At 70.5% G+C, this 20,673-nt stretch carries 18 protein-coding genes; 13 read left to right on the forward strand and 5 right to left on the reverse strand.

Translation table 11 applies throughout. The features are described 5' to 3' along the window. Positions 1-183: 183 nt before the first annotated feature. Positions 184-1,566: a glycine--tRNA ligase gene (locus tag ACZ6R9_RS20950; RefSeq protein ID WP_380483249.1), complete on the forward strand. Its 1,383-nt coding sequence runs from the start codon at positions 184-186 to the stop codon at positions 1,564-1,566. A 174-nt stretch (positions 1,567-1,740) separates the two neighbouring features. Here the strand turns inward: ACZ6R9_RS20950 and ACZ6R9_RS20955 are convergent, their stop codons facing one another. Beyond that, complete coding sequence (locus ACZ6R9_RS20955) at positions 1,741-2,475, reverse strand: hypothetical protein (RefSeq protein WP_465539538.1); 735 nt, start codon at positions 2,473-2,475, stop codon at positions 1,741-1,743. Positions 2,476-3,138: 663 nt separating this feature from the next. Here ACZ6R9_RS20955 and ACZ6R9_RS20960 point away from each other — a divergent pair. Further along, the gene (locus ACZ6R9_RS20960) at positions 3,139-3,477 is read left to right on the forward strand and encodes a hypothetical protein (RefSeq protein WP_465539540.1); all 339 of its coding nucleotides are present in this window, start codon (positions 3,139-3,141) and stop codon (positions 3,475-3,477) included. A 234-nt stretch (positions 3,478-3,711) separates the two neighbouring features. On the opposite strand, the gene ACZ6R9_RS20965 is transcribed toward ACZ6R9_RS20960, so the two are convergent. Together ACZ6R9_RS20965 and ACZ6R9_RS20970 are read right to left on the reverse strand one after the other, a co-directional pair. Then, entirely contained in the window at positions 3,712-4,287 is a 576-nt protein-coding gene (locus tag ACZ6R9_RS20965) for an NADAR family protein (protein WP_465539542.1), read from the reverse strand. A gap of 123 nt (positions 4,288-4,410) precedes the next feature. Further along, entirely contained in the window at positions 4,411-5,844 is a 1,434-nt protein-coding gene (locus ACZ6R9_RS20970; protein WP_465539543.1) for an MFS transporter, read from the reverse strand. A gap of 101 nt (positions 5,845-5,945) precedes the next feature. Here ACZ6R9_RS20970 and ACZ6R9_RS20975 point away from each other — a divergent pair, with 101 nt between their 5' ends. Beyond that, entirely contained in the window at positions 5,946-6,797 is an 852-nt protein-coding gene (locus tag ACZ6R9_RS20975; RefSeq protein ID WP_465539545.1) for a helix-turn-helix transcriptional regulator, read from the forward strand. 457 nt (positions 6,798-7,254) lie between these two features. Here the strand turns inward: ACZ6R9_RS20975 and ACZ6R9_RS20980 are convergent, their stop codons facing one another. After that, on the reverse strand, positions 7,255-7,755 hold the full coding sequence (locus ACZ6R9_RS20980) for a hypothetical protein (RefSeq protein ID WP_465539547.1): 501 nt from the start codon (positions 7,753-7,755) through the stop codon (positions 7,255-7,257). Positions 7,756-7,890: 135 nt separating this feature from the next. On the opposite strand from ACZ6R9_RS20980, the gene ACZ6R9_RS20985 reads away from it, so the two are divergent. The 8 genes from ACZ6R9_RS20985 (at position 7,891) to ACZ6R9_RS21020 (ending at position 17,028) form a co-directional block, all read left to right on the forward strand. After that, complete coding sequence (locus ACZ6R9_RS20985; RefSeq protein ID WP_380483236.1) at positions 7,891-9,162, forward strand: sensor histidine kinase; 1,272 nt, start codon at positions 7,891-7,893, stop codon at positions 9,160-9,162. Beyond that, the gene (locus ACZ6R9_RS20990) at positions 9,150-9,797 is read left to right on the forward strand and encodes a response regulator (protein WP_380483234.1); all 648 of its coding nucleotides are present in this window, start codon (positions 9,150-9,152) and stop codon (positions 9,795-9,797) included. The genes ACZ6R9_RS20985 and ACZ6R9_RS20990 overlap by 13 nt, the downstream gene beginning before the upstream one ends. Further along, positions 9,794-10,693, forward strand: a complete 900-nt coding sequence (locus ACZ6R9_RS20995) for a DUF4097 family beta strand repeat-containing protein (RefSeq protein WP_465539550.1) — start codon at positions 9,794-9,796, stop codon at positions 10,691-10,693. The genes ACZ6R9_RS20990 and ACZ6R9_RS20995 overlap by 4 nt, the downstream gene beginning before the upstream one ends. Positions 10,694-10,903: 210 nt before the next feature. After that, positions 10,904-12,010, forward strand: a complete 1,107-nt coding sequence (dusB, locus tag ACZ6R9_RS21000; RefSeq protein ID WP_465539762.1) for a tRNA dihydrouridine synthase DusB — start codon at positions 10,904-10,906, stop codon at positions 12,008-12,010. 565 nt (positions 12,011-12,575) lie between these two features. Beyond that, positions 12,576-15,284, forward strand: coding sequence for a pyruvate, phosphate dikinase (gene ppdK, locus ACZ6R9_RS21005; protein WP_380483231.1), 2,709 nt, complete (start codon positions 12,576-12,578; stop codon positions 15,282-15,284). A 270-nt stretch (positions 15,285-15,554) separates the two neighbouring features. Further along, positions 15,555-16,070, forward strand: coding sequence for a ribonuclease (locus ACZ6R9_RS21010; protein WP_465539552.1), 516 nt, complete (start codon positions 15,555-15,557; stop codon positions 16,068-16,070). A 116-nt stretch (positions 16,071-16,186) separates the two neighbouring features. Further along, positions 16,187-16,699: a hypothetical protein gene (locus ACZ6R9_RS21015; RefSeq protein WP_465539554.1), complete on the forward strand. Its 513-nt coding sequence runs from the start codon at positions 16,187-16,189 to the stop codon at positions 16,697-16,699. Further along, positions 16,696-17,028, forward strand: coding sequence for a transcriptional regulator (locus ACZ6R9_RS21020; protein ID WP_380483226.1), 333 nt, complete (start codon positions 16,696-16,698; stop codon positions 17,026-17,028). Before ACZ6R9_RS21015 ends, ACZ6R9_RS21020 begins: the two co-directional genes overlap by 4 nt. Positions 17,029-17,251: 223 nt before the next feature. Here the strand turns inward: ACZ6R9_RS21020 and ACZ6R9_RS21025 are convergent, their stop codons facing one another. Further along, the gene (locus tag ACZ6R9_RS21025; RefSeq protein WP_380483224.1) at positions 17,252-18,001 is read right to left on the reverse strand and encodes a GNAT family N-acetyltransferase; all 750 of its coding nucleotides are present in this window, start codon (positions 17,999-18,001) and stop codon (positions 17,252-17,254) included. Between the two features lie 651 nt (positions 18,002-18,652). On the opposite strand from ACZ6R9_RS21025, the gene ACZ6R9_RS21030 reads away from it, so the two are divergent. Together ACZ6R9_RS21030 and ACZ6R9_RS21035 are read left to right on the forward strand one after the other, a co-directional pair. Then, positions 18,653-19,594 carry a PAC2 family protein gene (locus ACZ6R9_RS21030; protein WP_380483223.1) on the forward strand — a complete coding sequence of 314 codons (942 nt, stop codon included), beginning with the start codon at positions 18,653-18,655 and terminating at the stop codon, positions 19,592-19,594. Beyond that, positions 19,595-20,536, forward strand: coding sequence for an SGNH/GDSL hydrolase family protein (locus ACZ6R9_RS21035; RefSeq protein WP_465539557.1), 942 nt, complete (start codon positions 19,595-19,597; stop codon positions 20,534-20,536). Positions 20,537-20,673 lie beyond the last annotated feature (137 nt).

Below are 20,673 nucleotides of genomic sequence, written 5' to 3' on the forward strand. Positions count from 1 at the left end.
GCGTTGGGCCAGGCGTCAACACGCCGGGACGTGTACGCCCGTTCATTCCCGCGCGGCCGCCCGGCCGCCTGCCCGAGCCACTATCGAGTTGAATCCCGCCCCTGCATCCCCGGTACTCTGAGTTTCTTCGGGCGCGCGCAACCAGCCGTGCCCTGACCGTGCCGTCGTACTGAAGAGAGCACTGTGGCCGCCGACAAGATCGACACGATCGTCAGCCTGAGCAAGCGCCGTGGCTTCGTCTACCCCTGCAGCGAGATCTACGGCGGTACTCGCGCCGCCTGGGACTACGGTCCGCTGGGAGTCGAGCTGAAGGAGAACATCAAGCGCCAGTGGTGGCGTGCGATGGTCACCGCTCGGGAGGACGTCGTCGGTATCGACTCCTCGGTGATCCTCGCCCGCGAGGTCTGGGAGGCCTCCGGCCACGTCGCGACCTTCAACGACCCGCTGACCGAGTGCCTCTCCTGCCACAAGCGCTTCCGCGCCGACCACCTGGAAGAGGCCTACGAGGCCAAGCACAAGAAGCTCCCGGCCAACGGCCTCGCCGACATCAACTGCCCGAACTGCGGCAACAAGGGCGCCTTCACGGAGCCCAAGGAGTTCTCGGGCATGCTGAAGACGCACCTCGGTGTCACCGAGGACGCGTCCGGCCTGGCCTACCTCCGCCCGGAGACCGCGCAGGGCATCTTCACCAACTTCCGGGCCGTTCAGACCACTTCGCGCAAGAAGCCGCCGTTCGGCATCGCCCAGGTCGGCAAGAGCTTCCGCAACGAGATCACGCCCGGCAACTTCATCTTCCGCACCCGCGAGTTCGAGCAGATGGAGATGGAGTTCTTCGTCAAGCCCGGCGAGGACGAGACCTGGCACGAGTACTGGCTCGAGCAGCGCTGGAACTGGTACGTGGACCTCGGTCTGCGCACCGAGAACATGCGCTTCTTCGAGCACCCCAAGGAGAAGCTGTCCCACTACGCCAAGCGCACGGTGGACATCGAGTACCGCTTCAACTTCGGTGGCAGCGAGTTCTCCGAGCTCGAGGGCGTCGCCAACCGCACCGACTACGACCTGACGGTGCACAGCGAGGCCTCCGGCCAGGACCTGAAGTACTTCGACCAGGACGCGAACGAGCGGTACTACCCGTACGTCATCGAGCCCGCCGCCGGTCTCAACCGCGCCATGCTGGCCTTCCTGATCGACGCCTACTTCGAGGACGAGGCGCCGAACGCCAAGGGCGTCATGGAGAAGCGCGTCGGCATGCGGCTCGACCCGCGCCTGGCCCCGGTCAAGGTCGCGGTGCTCCCGCTGTCCCGCAACGCCGACCTCTCCCCGAAGGCCCGCGGCCTGGCCGCCGACCTGCGGTCCGCCTGGAACGTCGAGTTCGACGACGCCGGTGCGATCGGCAAGCGCTACCGTCGCCAGGACGAGATCGGCACGCCGTTCTGCGTCACCGTCGACTTCGACACCCTTGAGGACAACGCGGTGACCGTCCGCGAGCGTGACACCATGGCGCAGGAGCGGGTGTCGCTCGACCAGGTGAAGTCCTACCTGGGTGCCCGCCTGATCGGCTGCTGACGCCGTAACACCTGAACCTCACCGGCTGAGTTTCACCCCCGGCTCCCGGCCCGCGAATTCGAGTTCGTGAGCCGGGAGCCGCGGGTTTCCGGCGGCCGGTGGTTCCCCTGTCGGCGTTCGGGCCGGCGTTCGGGTCGGGGTTCGGGTCGGAGTTCGGCCGGCTTGCCGCGTGGTTCAGCGGCGTTGACGGGAGCGGGACCGGCGGCGTGGCGTCGGCTCGGTCGGCAGCCCGCCGGTGCGCAGCGCCGCGAACACGCTGCGGGCCCGGCTCTCCTCCAGGTCGTCCGCGGCGAACAGCAGGGTGTCGTACAGCTCGGCCGAACCCTGGATCGCGGCACCGAACCGGCTGATGTCGCTCGCGGACCGAATCCGCGCCAGTTCGCCGATCAGCTCTGCCGCGGTCTCCTCGTTCAACGCGCCCGCGATCGCGGCGACTTCGTTGATCGGCCGGCCGGCCGCCTGCCGCAGCAGGTGGCGCACGTCGCCGGTCCGTCCGGCGGCCTTCAAGTGCTGTGCCAGCTCGGCGAGTTCCTCGGCCGGTGCGGAGGCGCGTTCCCACAGCAGGGTCTGACCGTCGGCCGACTGGCCGGACTGCTCCAGGGCGGCCAGCAGCGGCGGCAGGGCCGCCGAACTCACCGACCACAGCGTGTGGAAGAGGTCGGCCGCCTCGTCGATCATCCCCTCGCGGCGCAGTACCGCGAGTGTGGCCGCCGCGTGCTCCGGGGCCCCGGTGGAGACCGAGCGGGCCAGGTAGGTGGAGGAGCCCGCCGGACCGTTCTCCCGCAGCATCGCGGCCAGCCGGGCCACGTCCTCCGGCGTGATCATCACGGCCACCTGGCGCACGATGGCCGCCGACTCGTGTGTCGCGCCCTGCTGGTGCAGCCCGCTGATGCGCTGCACCAGGGCCACCAGCTCCACCGTCGTCCGCGCCCGGATCTGACCGGGCGGCTGCGCCGCGTCCTCGGCGCCGAGCGACCCGCCCCGGCCCGGCGTGGCCGGGCCGCGCCCCGGAGCGGCGGAGCGGAAGCGATCGCCGTTGGGGCCGACAGCCTGCGCGGCCTGAGGGGACTGCAGGGCCTGAGGGGCCTGCGCGGCCGGGGCTGACGTCCTGTCGCCCGGTGCGGCGGTGCCGGGTCGGGCGTTCCAGGCGCCGGTAGTGCCCTGGTGCGGCCCGGGGCGCTCCGCGTGGGGGCGCTCTGTGCGGGGGAGCCCGGTGCCGGGGCGCCCCGCACCGGTGGGCCGGGGGCCGCCGGCGGGCTGGCTCGGTATATCTGTCCTGGCCCAGGCGGTCTGTCCCGGTGCGGCGCCGGGACGGCCGGCGTCGGAGCGGGGCCGGGTGGGCAAGGGACCGGCGGTCGGCTCGGTGGGCCGGTCGGTGGACGCCCGGCCCGGCCGGCCCATGGGCGTACCGCGTCCTATGGGCGTGCCATTTCCGGCGGGTGTCCCGCGATGGGGCGTGTCGAAGCCGGAAGCGGTCGAGCGCGGTCGCTGCGGCGGGATCGGGGCGGCATCCCAGCCGGCCGGGGGTTCCATGCGTGCTCTCCCTGCGGAGCCCGCCGGGGTGTGGCCCGGGTGGCGGGGAGGCTCGGCGGCCGGGCGGCCGGACAGCAGGCGGTCTTCGGCGGCCAGCAGTCGGTCGCTCAGTTCGAGGCACCGTGCGCCGAGGCCCTCGCGCAGGTTCTGGGCCTGGGCGAGTTGCCGGAGCAGTTCGGGATCGGGCTGCCGGGTCTGACGGCCGGACCCGGGGGCGTGGTGGGGTTCCTGGCCGGCCCGAAGCTCTTCGCTGAGTCGGCGTTCGCGCTGTGCGGCGAATTGCCGGGCCCTGAGCAGTTCGTCCAACTCTGCTCTGAGTGTCTGGATATCGGCCGGCTCCGGCCCCCGATCGCGTACGGTCATCGCGCCCCGCCCTGATTTCTCCACGGGGTCCCCCGATTGGCCCCCGACACTACGACTGGTGGCCATCCTGGTGCTGCCGTGCGGCGGCCACGTTACGGGAGTAAGTCATAACGTTTTCGAGACGGAAATGCGAGTGCCGACGCGGCGGGAGACCGACCGGTTTTGCGGACGTCGGCCAATTCCCGTCCGACTCGCCCCACTTGTGAGGGTACGGGGCGTTCATTCCCCGTGCGGCGAACTGATGGAACGTCAATCTGCGAGTTGGGCCCGCGCTTCCATCAGTGCGAAGCCGAGCAGGTTCAGCCCGCGCCACTGCGTTGGCGAGTTCACCCTTTCGTTGTCGGCTGCCAGCCCGATGCCCCAGACGCGGTCGAGCGGGCTGGCTTCCACCAGAACGCGCTTCCCGGTACGGAGCAGGTAGTCGCAAAGCCGCTCGTCCTGCCCGAACTTGGCCACGTTGCCCGCCACCACCAGGCCGAAGCGGTGCGCCACCCAGGTGTCCTGGTCGAAGTCCTTGACCAGGCGGCCCAACTTCTTTGCCTCGCCGGGCGTTCGGGCCCGGAGGATGCGCGGGACGATCTCCTCGTCGCCGAACAGTCGCGCCTTGCCGGCCATCATCCAGTGCTCGGCGGTGGAGTATTCGACCCCGTCGACGGTGAACGACGACGGCCACCACTGGCTGAGCGAGCCGGACCCGATCCGCCCGTCCCGCTCGGGTTTGTGGCCCCAGAAGTGCAGGTACTTGGGGCGGCTCCCGGACGCGATGGCGGCCACCAGCTGCTCACGGGTACGTGCGTCGCTCGGAAGGCCGGTCGGATAGGTCATGGCGCCATCCTGCCAGTGGTCCTGGAGGCCGGGCCCGTCATTTTTCGCGGGCCGAGGACTGCTCCACGCCGACCCGTCGCAGACACTGCGCCCGCTCCGGCCCCGGCCGGCGGGGAGGGGTCGTCATCCGACCGAGCGCGGCAGCCGGATGCTCAACCAGCAGATGATCAGGGAACCGAGCGTCTGGATGCCGAGCACCAGAGCCAGCGCGTTCGCCATTCCCAGGGTGGGGACGAGCCCGATGAAGAGGGTGCCGAGCGTGGCCACTCCCAGGGCCAGGCTGGACTGCTGGGTGGTCGCCAGCACGCCGCTGCCGACCCCCGCGCGTTCGGCGGGAACCCGGGAGAGCACCACCCTGAACAGGGGCATGCCCACCAGCCCCTGGCCGATGCCGGCGAGCGCGACGCCGGGGAGCATGCGGAGCGGGGAGAAGTGCGACCAGTCGCACAGCGCCGTGATGATCAGGGTGATCAGGCCGGCCCCCTGGACCACCGCGCCGACCGTGATGACCCGACTGCCGAAGAGACCGACCAGCCGCGGCCCGGCCAGCGAGGCACCGAAGTAGCCGACCGCCATCGGCACCAGGGCCCAACCCGCGGCGACCGGGCCCCGGTGCAGCCCGTTCTGCAGCAGCAGGGCGATCACGAACATGAATCCGCCGAATCCGGTGAAGTAGGGCACTGCCACGCCGAGGCCGCGCCGCATCTCCGGAATCCGCAGGAGCGAGAGCGGGACGAGGGGAACTCGTCCTTCCCGCTCGGCCTTTCGTTCCGCCGCCACGAACGCCGCCGCGAGGGCGGGGAACGCTGCCAGGGACACCCAGGTCCAGAGCGGCCAGTTGATTGCCCGGCCCTCCATCAGGGGAACGAACAGGGCCAACAGAGTCGCCGTGAGCAGTACGGTGCCGGGGAGATCCACGCCCGCGGCCCGCTCCGCCCGGCTCTCCGGGACATGACGCGCCGCCAGGACCGCGGTGAGCAGCGCGAAGGGGACGTTCAGCAGGAAGACGGCGCGCCAGCCGGTGCCGAAGAGGTCCGCCGAGACCAGGAGCCCGCCGAGTACCTGGCCGATCACCACCGAGATGCCGCCGACTGCTCCGTAGATGCCGAGGGCTCGGGCGCGCTGCTGACCGCTGGTGGTGGCGGTGATGGTGGCGAGAACCTGGGGGAGCAGCAGAGCGGCGGAGGCTCCCTGGGCGACCCGGGCGGCGACCAGGGTCCAGGCGGTGGGGGCGGCACCGCAGGCGAGAGAGGTGAGGGTGAAGGCGACGGCTCCGGCGATGAACAGCCGCCGTCGGCCGAAGGCGTCGCCCAGCCGCCCGCCCAGGACGAGCAGGACGGCGAAGGCGATGCCGTAGCCCGCCGCCACGAGTTCCAGGACGGCGGGGCCGGCGACCAGATCGTGGTCGATGGTCGGCAGCGCGACATTCACTATGAAGAAGTCAAGCATCGGAAGGAAGGCGCCCAGAAGGACGGTGATCAGGCCGGCGGCACCCAGTGCGGGAGCCGCGGGCCGGACCGGCGACGAGATCTGCCGTAGCACTGTCTGCTGAGTCACGGGTACTACGATGAGGCTCCTCTCAGCCTGGTACCAGGCGGTGTTTATCCAGGTATAAGGAGTACCTGGCAACAGGATCTGCGGTGGTCCACCCTGGTGCTATGGCTACCTCCACGGACCTTCACACCCCCGCCGACGATCGACGGCGCGAACTGGCCACGTTCTTGCGCAGCCGCCGGGAGCGCATCTCGCCCGAACAGGTCGGCCTGCCTGCCGTCGGACGCCGTCGTACCCCGGGGCTGCGCCGCGAGGAGGTCGCCGGCCTCGCCGCGGTCGGCGTCACCTGGTACACCTGGCTGGAACAGGGGCGGGACATCCAGGTGTCGGCCCAAGTCCTGGACGCGGTGGCCCGGGCTCTGCTGCTCGATCGCAACGAGCGGTCACACCTGTTCACACTGGCCGGTTCCGAGGACCCGACGCCGGTGAAGGAGTGCCCCACCGTCTCTTCGGCGATCGCGGCCATGGTCGACCAACTCGACCCGTTTCCGGCCGTGGTGATCAGCAGTCGGTTCGACATCCTCGCGTACAACCGGGCGTACACCTGGCTCGTCGGGGACTTGGACATGATCCCCGAAGAGGACCGCAACATCATGTGGATGATCTTCACTGACACTCCAATCGCGAGGAACCTGGCGGACCTGGCGGCCGCCAGAGCAGGGGTGGTGGCGCGCTTCCGGACCGTGATGGCCGACCACGCGGCGGAACCTGGGTGGAAGGCGCTGGTCGCCCGGCTGCGCATGGCCTCTCCGGACTTCGAGGAGGCTTGGGAAAGACACGAGGTGTCGGGGATGGTCAACGGGTTCAAACAGTTCGTGCTGCCCGAAGTCGGCCTGCTGCGCTTCGAATACACGAACCTGTGGCTGGGCCCCAGGAGCGGCACCCGGCTGATCGGGTACGTGCCCCACGACCGGGACACCCTGGACCGGCTCCACCAACTGGCCGTTGCCACCTGACCGTTGAGCGAGCGCCGGCGTGCGGACGGCGAGCCGGCCGCACCTTGAGCGGACCGCCCGAGCGCCACCGACCAGCAGAGTGCGGCGAGCGGAAGCTCCGCGCAGAGGGCCATCAGCAGGGCCACCGCCAGCTCGGACCCATGCGCCGCCGTTGCCACGTCGCACCCGGCATCGGCCACCAGCAGCACGGCAGCCAACCCGGCCGCCCAACGCGGACTCCTGCCCTGCCGCAGCAACACGGCACTGGCCGACAGCGCAGCCGACTCGACCACATCGAGCACGGCCCAGGCCTGCCCGCCGGGCAGCGTGGCCAGCAGCGAAGCCCAGGGCAGCAGGACCATCCCGCAGCCCAGGAACAGCAGTTCCACCGGTACCGGCCCGATCCGAAGGCCCGGGCGCCCGGACCGGACCGGACGCACACCGCCTCCCACCCGGACGAGGGACGAAGCGAGCACGCTCATGCCGCCCTCCCCGACTCCGGGTGCTCCGCGCAGCCCGACGACCAGCACACCTGCGCCCAGCGGAACTCCCCGGCCGCCGAGGCGAACCAGAAGCGGCCCGCCGTCCGCACCGCATCGGCCCGCACCGTGCGGCGGCGCAGCCCGCCCGGGCGGAAGAGCACCGGCCGGGGCGCGCTGCCTGGTGGCCATCGGCCCCACGCGCAGGAGACCGGCCCTTCTCCCGCCCCATCGGCCCGGCCGCGCCGTGCGCCGCGCAACTGGGCATCACCGAGCGAGGACTCGACCACCACATCGAGCAACTCGCCGTACTCGTACACCTCCACGGCCGGGCGGCGGCCGGCGCGCAGGCGCACCGACCAAGGGCCGACCGCGGCGAGCAGGCCCACCGCGCCTGCGCCGTCGAGGAGTTCGGACCCGGCCATCGGGAACTCCAGGGCGGCGCCGGGGGCGACACCGAGCGGGCTACGGCCACAACGCATCACGTTCGTATTCGTCATGCCGTCAAGAATCGTCCGCAGCAAAGATCTTGTCGGTAGCGTGCGGCTCCGTCTTTGGGGTGTAGCCAGGTACACCCCAAAGACGGAGGCCCACGCCATGGAAGCCGAGATCGGCGCGGCCCTACGCTGTGCCGCATGTTCCAGTCGAAGATCCAGTCGCGCCCCGTCCGGGCGGCCGGTTCCGCAACGGCCCGCCCCGCAGCGCTCCGCGCTGCGCTGGAGCATGCCCCGTGGTCCACGGGCACTCGACGGGATTCGCTGTTCCTGGCAGCCGGCCTCCCGCTCGGCCTGCCCTGCATCATCGTCCTCACCCTCCCCGGGAGGGCGCTGATGATCGGGCTGCTTCTCCTGGTGGTCCTGCTCGACCTGATGACCACCGTCCAGCGAAGCCGGGTCCGCAGCCTGCGCGGCCTGGAGATCCCCAGCCGACTGGCGCCGGACGCCGGCTGGCTGCCCCGCCTCCGCGCCGGGCTGACATGGCGCCAGGCCGTGCACCACCTCGTCGTGGCCCCGATCCAGACCTTCTGCGCCGGCCTCGTCCTCAGCCTCTGGGGCACCGCCCTGATACTGCTCACCTTCTTCGGCTGGGTCTGGCTGCTCCCGATGAACAACCCCCTGCGTTCCGGCTTCGGTTGGACGACCGACGGCGCGGTGGCCACTCTCGGCGGCCTGCTCCTGCTGTTCCTCACCCCGTGGCTGGTCGCCCTGCTCGCCGCGCTCGACCTCTGGACCGTCCGCGCTCTGCTCGGCCCCAACCGCGCGGAGGTGCTGGAACGCCGCGTCGAACACCTCGCCCAGAGCCGGGTGGACGTGGTGGACGCCGCCGATGCCGAACGCCGCCGGATCGAACGGGACTTGCACGACGGCGCACAGCAGCGGCTGGTGTCGCTCGCGATGAACCTCGGCCTCGCCCGGCGCACCCTCAAGAACATTCCGCCCGAGGCGATGGAGGTCATCGTCACCGCGCACGAGGAGGCCCAGGCCGCCATCAAGGAACTCCACGACTTGGTCCGCGGCCTGCACCCCGCCGTACTGGAGGACCGCGGGCTCGATGCGGCGCTCTCCGGCATCGCCGCGCGCAGCCCCGTCCCCGTGCACCTCGCGGTCGACCTGCCGGGCCGGATAGCCCCCACCGTGGAGGCGGTCGCGTACTTCACGGTCTCCGAGGCACTGGCCAATGCCGCCAAGCACGCCAAGGCCTCCCGGGTCGATCTCGCCCTGCGCCGGGTCTCCGACCGGCTGTTCATCACCATCACCGACGACGGCATCGGCGGGGCGGACGCCACCCGCGGCAGCGGGCTCACCGGCCTGCGCAAACGGGCCGCGTCCGTGGACGGATCACTTGCCATCACCAGCCCCCGCGGGGGCCCCACCACTATCACCATGGAGCTGCCATGCGAGCTGTGATCGCCGAGGACTCCGTCCTGCTGCGGATCGGCATTGTCAAGGTCCTGGAGAGCGAAGGCTACGAGGTGGCCGCCGCCGTGGAGGACGCCGAGGCGTTGCTCGCCGCCGTGGAGGAACACCGCCCCCAGATCGTCGTCGCGGACGTCCGGATGCCACCCGGCTTCACCGACGAGGGCGTCCGCGCCGCCCTGATGATCCGCCAGCAGTGGCCGGACACCGCAGTCGTGCTGCTCTCCCAGTTCGTCGAGGAGCGTTACGCGGCCGATCTGCTGGCCAAGAACACCAGCGGCGTCGGCTACCTGCTCAAGCAGCGGGTGGCCAATGTCGACGAGTTCGTGGAGGCGCTCCAGCGAGTGGTCGAGGGCGGCACGGCCCTCGACCCGGAAGTGGTCGCGCAGCTGCTGCTGCGCCGTGACAAGGATCCGCTGCACCGGCTGACGCCCCGCGAGCGGGACGTACTGGCGCTGATGGCCGAAGGGCGCTCCAACACCGCGATCGCCGAATCCCTGGTGGTCAGCGACAGCGCGGTCTCCAAGCACATCAACTCGATCCTCACCAAGCTCGACCTTCCGCCCGCCGAAGACACCCACCGGCGGGTACTCGCGGTACTCCGCTTCCTGGAGATCAGCCAATGACACGACGATCGACCACGGGGTCGGAGCCGGAGGCGGAGCGGCGGCCCGCCGGCAAGGGCCGCTTCGTCCGATGGCTGCCGAAACCCGGTGCGGACGTCCCGGCCGCCGAACTGCGCGCGGGGGAGCGCCGCGTCTGGCGGATCATCGGGGTGCTGGTGCTCGCCTGCACTCTGGTGGGCGGAGCGGCAACCACCGGTGCCGCCCTGGTCCAGCGCGACAGCGTCTACGAGAGGACGTTCTTCGAAGCGATCGACCGGCTCGACATCGACTCCGGCCCGGCCATGGTCACCGTACGCGCCGGTGGCACCGATCGGGTGATCGTCACCGAACGCGTCGGCTGGTCCTTGCGCAGGCCCGCAGTGAGCGAGCAGGTCGAAGCGGACACGCTGGCGATATCCGTCGACTGCCCCGAGGCGAGCATGCTGTTCGGCTGCGCCGTCGCCTTGGAGATACAGGTCCCGGCGGCGACCGCGGTCAAGTCCCGCAGCGGTTCGGGCCGGACGGAGATCCTCGACATCTCCGGGGACACCTCGGCGGAGACCGGTTCCGGGCAGATCGAGCTGAGCCGGGTCAGTGGCGCCATCTGGGCCAAGAGCGGCTCCGGTCAGATCGTCGGCACCGGGCTGACGTCTGCGGAGACCAGGGCCTTCTCCTCCTCGGGCCAGGTCACCCTGCAGTACGACCGGCCGCCGGCCTCGGTGACGGCCCGGCTGGCCTCCGGCAGTCTCGTGCTGCAAGTCCCCGACGACCGCAGTCAGTACCGGATCGACCTCAGCAGCGCAGGCACCGCCCTGGTGATGGACCCGTCCCTGCAGAACTCGGCTTCCTCCCGGGTGCTGGACATCGTCACCGCCTCCGGCGACGTCACCATCAACAGGATCGGCAACCAGCACTGACCGAACACCGAGCCCGCGCCCGACCGGGGCCGTCCAGCAGCGCGGGGCGGCCCGCTCGGCCGGTGGGGGAGAATGGAGAGTCCGGAACTCCCGCCGTTGGGGCCCTACCCGTTTGAGGATCTGCCGCGCATGACCATCACCCCCGACTTCGCCCAGGCAACTCCGGCAGCGCCCGAAGCGCCGGAGTTCGCCCCGCTGAACATCGGGCCGATGCAGGTGTGGCCTCCAGTGGTGCTGGCTCCGATGGCCGGCATCACCAATGCCCCGTTCCGCACCCTGTGCCGGGAGCAGAGCGGCGGCCGCGGCCTGTACGTCTCCGAGATGATCACGACCCGGGCCCTGGTCGAGCGCAATGCCAAGACCATGCAGTTGATCAAGTTCGACCCGAGTGAGAAGCCCCGCTCGATCCAGCTGTACGGCGTGGACCCGGAGACCGTCGGCAAGGCGGCGCGGATGATCTCCGAGGAGGGCCTCGCCGATCACATCGACCTCAACTTCGGCTGCCCCGTCCCGAAGGTGACCCGCAAGGGCGGCGGCTCCGCGCTGCCGTACAAGCGCAACCTGCTGCGGGACATCCTGCGTCAGGCGGTCGGCAACGCGGGCGACCTCCCGGTCACCATGAAGATGCGCAAGGGCATCGACGACGACCACCTCACCTATCTCGACGCCGGCCGGATCGGTGCCGAGGAGGGCGTGGCCGCGATCGCCCTGCACGGCCGCACCGCCGCCCAGCACTACGGCGGCACCGCCGACTGGTCGGCCATCGCCCGGCTGCGCGAGTCCGTACCGACCGACATCCCGGTGCTCGGCAACGGCGACATCTGGTCCGCCGGCGACGCCGTGCGGATGATGCGCGAGACCGGCTGCGACGGCGTGGTGGTCGGCCGTGGCTGCCTCGGCCGGCCGTGGCTGTTCAAGGACCTGGTCTCGATCTTCGAGGGCGACGTCGATTACGCCCGACCCACCTTCGCGTACGTGGCCCGTGCCATGGTTCGGCACGCCCAGCTGCTGGGGGAGTGGCTCGGGGACGAGGCCCGCGGCGTCATCGACTTCCGCAAGCACGTCGCCTGGTACACCAAGGGTTTCTCGGTCGGCTCCGAGCTGCGGGTGAAGCTCGCCAATTCCAGCTCGCTCACCGAACTCGCCGAAACCCTGGCTCTGGTCGACCAGGAACAGAGCTGGCCGATCGGCGCCGATGGTCCGCGCGGTCGAACCAGCGGCAACAACCGGGTGGTCCTGCCCGAGGGGTGGTTGGACGATCCGTACGAGTGCGCCCGACTCGGCGAAGATGCCGAATCGGATACCTCTGGCGGGTGATCTGTACTGTTCGGCAGAAATGGTCACCTCTATCGGCTGGCCGAACTGGCCCAGCCGAGTTGTCCAAGATGGACAGTAGGGCTCCTCAAAGGCGAAATTCGGCGACGTGGAGTGATCGAATGCTCGACGGAAAGCGACGCCTGGCGTAGAGAGCCTGGGCTCGACAGCTGAGATGCGCCCGTGACGCTGGCCACATATCGTGGCGGGTGACGACCAGTCAGCGGACTTCGCCAAGGTGTACAAGTCCGGATCGCTTCCCGAACGGGCTCCGGGTGGATGGCTGCGGCTGGTTGCAGGAAATCAAGCCGGGGAAACGCGATGGGATCGATGCCGTCACTGTATGTCCGGTTGGTATGAGCTTCGCGTGGTGATGCCTTCACTTCTTGAAGGTTCACTAACGTCACCCGGACGATTTCAGCAACGCAGGCAAACGTCCATTCAGGCATTCGATCTGCTGGTCAACGGCCTGCTTCGCAGCTCGTACGACCTATTCGCTCCCCTAAGCAGCCTTCGAAATGGGTATGTTCTCCGGCGTCAGGGCAACCGTGTGCGAGGAGAACGACCCGTGGCGGCGCAGCAGAAGTTTGTTTACTCCTTCACCGAAGGAAACAAGGACCTCAAGGATCTTCTCGGCGGGAAGGGTGCGAACCTCGCCGAGATGACCAACCTGGGCCTCCCCGTCCCTCCGGGGTTCACCATCACCACTGACGCCTGCAAGGTGTTCCTCGAGACCGGCAGCGAGCCGGCCTCGCTGAACGAGGAGATCACCGGCCACCTGGTCGCCCTCGAGGGCCAGATGGGCAAGCAGCTCGGCCAGGCGGACAACCCGCTGCTGGTCTCGGTGCGGTCCGGAGCCAAGTTCTCCATGCCCGGCATGATGGACACCGTCCTGAACATCGGCCTCTCCGATGCCTCGGTGACCGGGCTCGCCGCCCAGTCCGGCAACGAGCGCTTCGCCTGGGACTCCTACCGCCGCCTGGTTCAGATGTTCGGCAAGACCGTGCTGGGCGTCGACGGCGAGCTGTTCGAAGAGGCGCTGGACGAAGCCAAGCACGCCAAGGGCACCGTCAACGACCTGGACCTCACCGCCGAGGACCTCAAGACCCTGGTCGAGACCTTCAAGGCGATCGTGCTCCGGGAGACCGGCCGCGAGTTCCCGCAGGAGCCGCGCGAGCAGCTGGACCTGGCGATCCACGCGGTCTTCCACTCCTGGAACGGCGACCGGGCCCGCCTGTACCGCCGCCAGGAGCGCATTCCGAACGACCTGGGCACCGCCGTCAACGTCTGCACCATGGTCTTCGGCAACCTCGGCGAGGACTCCGGCACCGGTGTCGCCTTCACCCGCGACCCCTCCACCGGTACCCAGGGCGTCTACGGCGACTACCTGCAGAACGCCCAGGGCGAGGACGTGGTGGCGGGCATCCGCAACACCCTCCAGCTGGCCGACCTCGAACAGCTCGACAAGAAGTCGTACGACGAGCTGATGTCCATCATGCAGACCCTGGAGAACCACTACCGGGACCTGTGCGACATCGAGTTCACCATCGAACGCGGCAAGCTCTGGATGCTGCAGACCCGCGTCGGCAAGCGCACCGCCGCCGCCGCGTTCCGGATCGCCGTCCAGCTGGTCGACCAGGGCCTGATCGACCTGGACGAGGCGCTGCACCGGGTCACCGGCGGCCAGCTCGCCCAGCTGATGTTCCCGCGCTTCGCCCCCACCGCCGAGACCCGGCCGGTCGCCTACGGCATCGCGGCCTCGCCCGGCGCCGCGGTCGGCAAGGTGGTCTTCGACTCGTACACCGCGGTGAAGTGGTCGCGTTCCGGCGAGAAGGTCATCCTGGTCCGCCGCGAGACCAACCCGGACGACCTGGAAGGCATGATCGCCGCCGAGGGCATCCTCACCTCGCGCGGCGGCAAGACCTCGCACGCGGCCGTGGTCGCCCGCGGCATGGGCAAGACCTGTGTCTGCGGCGCCGAGGAGCTGGAGGTCGACACCAAGAACCGCAAGTTCACCACCTCCGACGGCCAGGTCGTCCAGGAGGGCGACCTGGTGTCCATCGACGGTGCCAACGGCAAGGTGTACCTGGGCGAGGTCCCGGTGCTGCCGTCCCCGGTGGTCGAGTACTTCGAGGGCACCCTGCACGCCGGCGCCGACGTTCAGGGCGGACTGGTCCAGGCCGTGCACCGGCTGATGTCGCACGCCGACGGCCGCCGTCGCCTCGCGGTCCGCGCCAACGCCGACAACGCCGAGGACGCGAACCGCGCCCGCCGGTACGGTGCCCAGGGCATCGGCCTGTGCCGCACCGAGCACATGTTCCTCGGCGAGGAGCGCCGCAAGGAGGTCGAGCGCCTGATCCTGGCGGACAACGACAAGGACCGCGAGGCCGCGCTGTCCAGCCTGCTGCCGCTGCAGAAGGGCGACTTCCTGGAGCTCTTCCAGTCGATGGACGGGCTTCCGGTGACGGTCCGCCTGCTCGACCCGCCGCTGCACGAGTTCCTGCCCGACTTCACCGAGCTGTCGGTGCGCGTCGCCCTTGCCGAGGCCCGCAAGGACCCGAACGAGAACGACCTGCGTCTGCTGCAGGCCGTCCACCGCCTGCACGAGGCCAACCCGATGCTGGGTCTGCGCGGCGTCCGTCTCGGCCTGGTCATCCCCGGCCTGTTCGGGATGCAGGTCCGGGCGATCGCCGAGGCTGCGGCCGAGCGCAAGCTGGCCGGCGGCGACCCGCGCCCCGAGGTGATGATCCCGCTGGTCGGCACCGTCCAGGAGCTGGAGCTGGTTCGCGACGAGTGCGAGCGGGTGCTCGCCGAGGTCGCCGCCTCCACCGGCGTCAACCTCGACATCAAGCTCGGCACCATGATCGAGCTGCCGCGCGCCGCCGTGACGGCCGGGCAGATCGCCGAGGCCGCCGACTTCTTCTCCTTCGGCACCAACGACCTGACCCAGACCGTGTGGGGCTTCTCCCGCGACGACGTCGAGGCCTCCTTCTTCACCGCCTACCTGGAGAAGGGCATCTTCGGAGTCAGCCCGTTCGAGACCATCGACCGCGACGGCGTCGGCTCGCTGGTCCGGAGCGCCGCGCAGGCCGGCCGGGCCACCCGTCCCGACCTCAAGCTCGGCGTCTGCGGCGAGCACGGCGGCGACCCCGACTCGGTCCACTTCTTCCACGAGGTGGGGCTGGACTACGTGTCCTGCTCCCCCTTCCGGATCCCGGTGGCGCGCCTGGAGGCAGGCCGCGCCGCCATCGAGACGGCGGGAAGCGACTCGCGCTGACACGAAGCAGCGCGGATCACTGACCGCACCCCTCCGTAGAAAGAGGGGCGTACGGCGGAGCTCGGCGCAGGAGAGCCGCCGTACGGAGCAGCCGGGGCGGGAACGGACAATGGCGTCCGTTCCCGCCCCGGCGGCGTTTTCCCGGTTCGACCGCACAGCGCCGCGCAGGCCGACTCCGGCGTTCTGCGGCCCACCGCTGCGGACGCGAACCTCGCCCGGCACGTACGCGCTTACGCCGTCCGAGTGAGCCGGTACGGCAAGCTGGAGGCCATGACCAGCCGCAATCGCCTGATCAGCCTCGCCGTCCTGATCGTCGCCGGCCTCGTTGCCACAGTGACCGCCCTGCTGAACGGCGGGGGAGACCCGGGCAGCCCGGGCGCCGCCAAGTCGCCGTCCGCGCCCGCCGCCACGGCCTCCCGGAACGGCACCACGAGCGCCCCCAAGCCGTCCGCCCCGGCGAAGTCACCTGCCGACCTGCCCACCTGGGTGCCCACAAGTACCGCGCTGGCCGACGTCTGCCGCAGCAAGCTGCCCTCGCAGGCCCTCGACACCCTCGGGCTGATCGTCAAGGGCGGACCCTACCCGTACCGCTCGGACGGCATCGTCTTCGAGAACCGGGAGAGCCGCCTGCCGCGCCAGAACAACGGCTACTACCACGAGTTCACCGTGGTCACCCCGGGTTCGGACGACCGCGGAACCCGGCGGGTGGTGACCGGAAGCGCCGGTGAGCAGTACTGGACGGCCGACCACTACGCCTCCTTCCAGGAGATCGACTCGCGCTGCTGACACGGTTGCTGACGACCCGCCGGTAAATTACTTTCCATCGCGGAAAGTATGTGCCAGGGTGGCAGTACTTGATCCGGCAGCAGGCCGGATCCGATGTCACGCTGCCCGGGGGTTCGATGGCCGAGGACAAGCAGTTCACACACGGAGAGCTCGAAGGGCTGCCGCCCGGAGACACCCTCACGCCGGCCGAGGCCCTCGTCCTTGCCGAGCGGGCCGAGGCTGCCGCGCGACGGCCGCTGCCGCTGCCCTGGTGGTACGGGCCAGGCGTGGGGCTCTCGTTCGCTGCCTACGGGGCGGCATTGGGGAGGTCCTTCGAGCAGCAGGCGCAGTGGCTGATACTGCTGTGCCCGCTCGGGCTGGTGCTGGTGCAGGCCGCGATAGTGCGGGCGGCCACCCGTGCTCGTGGCGTCGCCGGGCTCGTCGAACGCGGGCTCCCGCCGCACGCCCTTCGGGCGCTCGGCGCGGTCGTCGTGGCGGCGGCACTGTCCGGCCTCGTCGGCTGGCTGGTCACCGGAGACTCGGGCTGGACCGGGGCGGCCGCCGGTGCGGGCGGCGGGCTGACGCTGTGGGCCGGCATCGCTCTGATCAACCGTCACGTCAAGGAGCAGAGCATGAGCAGCGCGCAGTGAACGGGCTCGACCCAGCCCTCCATCAGCCGACCAAGCTCACCGTCCTGGCCTTCCTCAGCGGGTGCCAGGAGGCGGAGTTCTCCGTGGTCCGCGACTACTGCCAGGTCTCGGACTCGGTGCTCAGCAAAACCGCGGCGAGCCTGGAATCGACCGGCTATCTGCGGGCCCGCAAGGGCTACGTGGGCAAGCGACCACGCACCTGGCTCTCCGCGACCCGGCAGGGCCGGGCCGTGCTGGCCGCCCACCTTGCCGCACTCCAGCAGTTGGCCGCCGCCGCCGAGGCGGCCGGCTCGGAGTCCGACACCGAGGGCGGCTTGAGCGAGGGCTGAGACGACGGGCGGGTCAGGCCTGGTGAAGTGTCGGAAGGATCACACCCAGGAGCGGAGGTGGAGCCAACGCACGTGAGGCCCACGCTCCTTGACAACTGGACAGAGCGTCGAAGCCCCCATCGCGGCAGAAAACCGTGCGGGGTGGGTGTACGGGGGCCGACCCCGCCGTGCCCCCACCCCGGGACGGGCCGGCTCCCGCCGGAGCGGGAGCCGGAAGGCCGTCTCAGGCGGCCGGGAGCAGCGAGCTCACAGGCTCGCCGGCCAGGGGGCCGCCGTGTCTAAGGCACTCCTGGTTGAGCGGCGCCGGATCCGGCGCACTGGGCGAGGTCGCCGCGGCAATCCGCAGCTCGATGATGTCGCGGACGGCCGGCCACTCCTCGTCCAGGATCGAGTAGAACGCGGTCGACCTGACCACGCCGTCCAGACCGCGCGAGTGCGCCCGGCGGATCCCCTCGGAGGTGGCCCCCAGCCGCTCGATGGCGATCCGGGAGCGGGCGTTGCGGGCATCGGCACGCAGCGAGATCCGCTGCACGCCCCAGACCTCGAAGGCATGCCGCAGCATCAGCAGCTTCGCCTCCGTATTGATGCCGGTGCCCTGCGCCCGCGGGGACAGCCAGGTGTTCCCGATCTCTGCGGCGTCCGGCACCGCCTCCAGCGGATCGCCGTACGGGATTCCGGGCACGGGCGGCCAGATCAGCGGCCCCTGCCAGTAGTCCAGTTCCAGGAATCGGGTCGAGCCCACGACCCGATTGTCGGCCGTACTCACGGTGGCGTACGGCATCGACCGGCCCGCCGCCTGGTCGGCGAGGGCGCGCGCGATGTACTCCCGGGCGGCTTCCAAGCCGTGCGGGACAGGGGTGAAGGCGTAGGTCGTACGGTCCTCAGCGCCGGCCTCGGCCAGGGCCGCGGCGTGGTGCTCGGCGAGGGGCTCCAGCCGCACGGTGCGGCCGTAGAGGGTGACGGGTACGGGCACGGATCCTTCGGTCCTTCGGCTGTCGTCGGGGCCCGCGTGCCGGGTTCGCGGCGCGTGGGCAGTGGTCGTTCGCCCCGGCCCCGGACAGCGGCCGCCCGGGTGCGCTACGCCAGAGGCTCGGGCGTGCGGCGGGTCGGCAGCCCGGAGGCGGGCAGCGCGGTGCCGGTACGGACACGGGTCGACGGACCGATCCGGCGGGATGAGCGACGGGACAGTGTGCGTCCGCGAGATGGCCGAGAGAGAAACGAGATCACGAAGCGAAGCAGGCGGCCAGGTGAAGGCAAGGTGCGCAATGGATGGCTGGCAGCGCAACGGACCGGGGCGTGGCCCACGACGTGACAGACGGCGTGGCGCGACGACGCGACGATGCGAGGCAGCGAGAGGACGATACCCGCCAGAAGGCGGTGCGTCACTTCGCGGCGCGCCAACGAGGGCGCGCGGGTCCTTTCGGCACGCCGAGACGCCCCGTCATATTACCGCTCGGCCCGCTCGCCACGTCCATGACCAGCGGCTTTGCCGGGAGGTGAGAGGATTCCCGAGACGGGGTGAAGACTCGCGCGTGGACGGGAATTCCGGCGGGCCGTCGCACGCTGGACAGATCAGATCCGAAAACATTCCGAGACGACGAGACGGAACGGGGCTGGGTGCGCTGTGCGTGATCCCAAGGAGCTGTACGAGCTGGAACCGCAGGGCGTGACCGCCCTGGCGGCGGCCCGCGCCGCCGCGGAGGCCGGTACCGGCCTGGTGCTGCTGTACCACTTCGAGGGCTTCATGGACGCCGGCGAGGCCGGAGGCCAGGTGGTGGCGCACCTGCTGGAACATGGTTCGCCGCAGGTGGTCGCCAGGTTCGACCACGACCGGCTGGTCGACTACCGGGCCCGTCGCCCCGCAATGACCTTCGACCAGGAGAGCTGGACGGACTACGACCCGCCGGAGATTCTCCTCCAGTTGGTGCGCGACTCCGTCGGCGCGCCGTTCCTGGTGCTCACCGGCCCGGAGCCGGACACCGAGTGGGAACTGTTCGCCGCCGCCGTACGGGATTTGGTGGAGCGGTTCGAGATCCGCCTGGCTGTCTCCTTCCACGGCATCCCGATGGGTGTGCCGCACACCCGGCCGGTCAGCCTCACCCCGCACGGCAACCGCGTCGACCTGGCGGCCGGCCACCCCAAGTGGTTCGACCAGGCGCAGGTCCCGGGCAGCGCACAGGCGTTGGTCGAGTACCGGCTCGCCGAGTCCGGCCACGACGTGCTCGGGTTCGCCGCGCACGTCCCCCACTACATCGCCCGCTCCGCCTACCCGGCCGCCGCAGTGGTGATCCTGGAGGCCGTGCAGTCCGCGACCGGCCTGGTCATGCCCGGCAGTGAACTGCGCGCGCGGGTCAACGAGGTCTACGCCGAGATCGAGGACCAACTCTCCCAGGGCGACGGCGAGCTGCGCTCCGCGATCCAGGGCATGGAGAGCCAGTACGACGCGGTCTCCGGCGCGGTCGATCGCGAGAGCCTGCTGGCCGAGACCACCGACCTGCCCTCGGCCGACGAGCTCGGCCGCCGCTTCGAGGAGTTCCTCGCCGAGCACGAGCGCGGCGCGGAGTAGGTGCGCCGCCGCCTACTGGCCGCCACCACGGCGGTGCTGATCAGCACCGCAGCGTGCAGTGCCGCCGAGACCTCCCCAAAACCCGGCCTCGGCCGGGCAGCGTCCCCCAGCCCTTCCGCCGAGCCCATCACCGGGCCGTACGTGGCACTCGGGGATTCCTACACCTCCGGCCTGCGAATCCCCCCGCAGGGCGGCTCGCCGCTGGGCTGCGGCCGGTCCGGCGTCAACTACCCCTCCCTGGTGGCCCGGCAGCTCGGCCTGCCGGACTTCACGGACGTCAGCTGCAGCGGCGCACGGACCGGAGACCTGACGGCCGCCCAGAAGACCGACAACGGGGTCAACCCGCCACAGCTGGACGCTCTCGGCCCGACGACCCGCCTGGTCACGCTCGGCGTGGGCGGGAACGATGCCGGATTCCTCGACGTCCTGGGTCGCTGCGCACTGGAGAACGTCCGGCACAGCCTGATCGGCGGCGGTAGCGACGCCCCCTGCCGCAGCTACTACACCACCGGCGGCGGGCGCGGCGAGGTCCAGCGGAAGGTACAGGACACCGGCGAGCGGCTCACGACCGCCCTCGGCGAGGTCAAGCGGCGGGCGCCGCAGGCCAAGGTCCTCCTGATCGGCTATCCGGCGCTGCTGCCGCAGGACCCGGCCCGGTGCGCCAAGACCCTGGGGGACGGGATCGCGGCCGCCGACATCGGATTCGTCACCGAGCAGGAGCAGCAGCTGAATGCCATGCTCCGCCAACGGGCCGAGGCGGCCGGAGTGACCTTCGTCGACACCTATACCTCGTCCACCGGCCACGACATGTGCGAGGCGGAGGGCACCCGCTGGATCGAACCCCTAGGTGCGGCGGGCGGTCTGGCCCCGATCCATCCGAACGCGCAGGGCCAACAGGGCATGGCTGATGCCGTCCTGACGTCTCTGCAGCAGCGGCACTGACCAGTTGCTCGGCGGACCGACCGGGCGCGCGTTTCGTGCACGCGCCCACTGCTCACCGAATCGTGAGGCGGCCCGAAGGTCCCATAGCAGGTCACAGGCCTGAGTGGGGGCAGGATCGCCGATCCCGCAGGTGATTC

The organism is Kitasatospora sp. NPDC048662 (genome assembly GCF_055587065.1).

Excerpts from the sequence above, each read along its gene's own strand:
- ACZ6R9_RS20975 (WP_465539545.1), top strand. The coding sequence starts at position 5,946 with ATGGCTACCTCCACGGACCTTCACACCCCCGCCGACGATCGACGGCGC.
- ACZ6R9_RS20990 (WP_380483234.1), top strand. The coding sequence starts at position 9,150 with ATGCGAGCTGTGATCGCCGAGGACTCCGTCCTGCTGCGGATCGGCATT.
- ACZ6R9_RS21010 (WP_465539552.1), top strand. The coding sequence starts at position 15,555 with ATGACCAGCCGCAATCGCCTGATCAGCCTCGCCGTCCTGATCGTCGCC.
- ACZ6R9_RS20995 (WP_465539550.1), top strand. The coding sequence starts at position 9,794 with ATGACACGACGATCGACCACGGGGTCGGAGCCGGAGGCGGAGCGGCGG.
- ACZ6R9_RS20980 (WP_465539547.1), bottom strand. The coding sequence starts at position 7,755 with ATGACGAATACGAACGTGATGCGTTGTGGCCGTAGCCCGCTCGGTGTC.
- ACZ6R9_RS20985 (WP_380483236.1), top strand. The coding sequence starts at position 7,891 with ATGTTCCAGTCGAAGATCCAGTCGCGCCCCGTCCGGGCGGCCGGTTCC.
- ACZ6R9_RS21015 (WP_465539554.1), top strand. The coding sequence starts at position 16,187 with ATGGCCGAGGACAAGCAGTTCACACACGGAGAGCTCGAAGGGCTGCCG.
- ACZ6R9_RS20965 (WP_465539542.1), bottom strand. The coding sequence starts at position 4,287 with ATGACCTATCCGACCGGCCTTCCGAGCGACGCACGTACCCGTGAGCAG.
- dusB (WP_465539762.1), top strand. The coding sequence starts at position 10,904 with ATGCAGGTGTGGCCTCCAGTGGTGCTGGCTCCGATGGCCGGCATCACC.